The 1,218-nt window shown below is 61.8% G+C and carries 1 protein-coding gene; it reads left to right on the top strand.

Annotated features, from left to right (window positions below):
• Positions 1-1,085: IS5 family transposase (locus GCT13_RS47770; RefSeq protein ID WP_152768441.1), on the top strand; the 1,085-nt coding region annotated here is incomplete at its 5' end.
• Between the last annotated feature and the right edge of the window lie 133 nt (positions 1,086-1,218).

The raw sequence follows: 1,218 nt of genomic DNA on the forward strand, positions 1-1,218 counted from the left end.
TGCAGGAAGCTCTTTTCACGACGGTCAAGCTTGAGGACTTCGTTCCGGCCGATCATCCGTTGCGCCCCATACGGTTGCTGGTCAATCAGGCGTTGAAGCGGCTCAACGGATTGTTCGGCATCATCTATGCGGACAGCGGCCGGGCCTCGATTGCACCGGAGAAGCTGGTGCGTGCGCTTCTGTTGCAGGTGTTCTACTCGGTGCGCAGCGAACGCATGCTGATGGAGCAGATGCAGTACAACCTGCTGTTCCGCTGGTTCGTTGGACTGGCCATCGAGGACACTGTATGGAACCACTCCGTCTTCTCGAAGAACCGTGACCGGCTGCTCGAGCATGAGGTCGTGGAGTCGTTCTTTACCGAAGTGATGACTCTCGCCGACAGGCAGGGTCTGCTGTCTCGGGAGCATTTCYCGGTGGACGGCACGCTCATCCAGGCTTGGGCGAGTCACAAGAGTTTTCGCCGCAAGGACGGATCGGACGATCCGCCGACCGGCGGCGGGCGCAACGCCGAGGCCGACTGGAAGGGTGAGCGACGTAGCAATGACACGCATGAGTCGAGCACTGATGCGGATGCGCGTCTGTTCAAGAAGAGCAAGCAGAGTCCGGCCATCCTCTGTTACCAGGGGCATATCTTGATGGAGAACCGCTCCGGGCTGGTCGTCGGTGCCGTGCTAAGCCATGCGGATGGCTTTGGCGAGCGGGCCAGTGCGCTGCGACTGCTCGACCGCGTGCCTGGCACTCACGCGAAGACAGTCGGTGCCGACAAGGCGTACGACACGCATGATTTCGTAAACGATTGCCGGGCGCGCAACATCACCCCGCATGTCGCACGCAACGACGCCCGCCAGGGCGGCAGCGCGATCGATGAGCGTACATCGCGGCACGCGGGATACTGGATGAGTCAGGTCATCCGCAAGCGCATCGAGGAGCATTTCGGCTGGGGCAAGACGGTCGGTCGGATCCGGCAGACGGTGTATCGCGGCATCAAGCGGGTCGACCAGCACTTCAAGCTGACAATGGTCGCGAGCAATCTCACGCGCATGGCGCGAATAATGGGCGCGGGGCATACCGGAGCGGTGCAATGAGCCGCCGATGCGCGCGGCCCGCGAGGCCTGGCATCCCCGCGCAGGCGCGTTGCCTGCGCAAACTGATCGGCGCATCCGGATTTCAGTTGGAAATTGCACACGAAACACTCCTGATCATCGCTTCGGTCCTCAT

The sequence above is a fragment of the Paraburkholderia franconis genome (genome assembly GCF_009362735.1).
GTDB lineage: Bacteria > Pseudomonadota > Gammaproteobacteria > Burkholderiales > Burkholderiaceae > Paraburkholderia > Paraburkholderia franconis.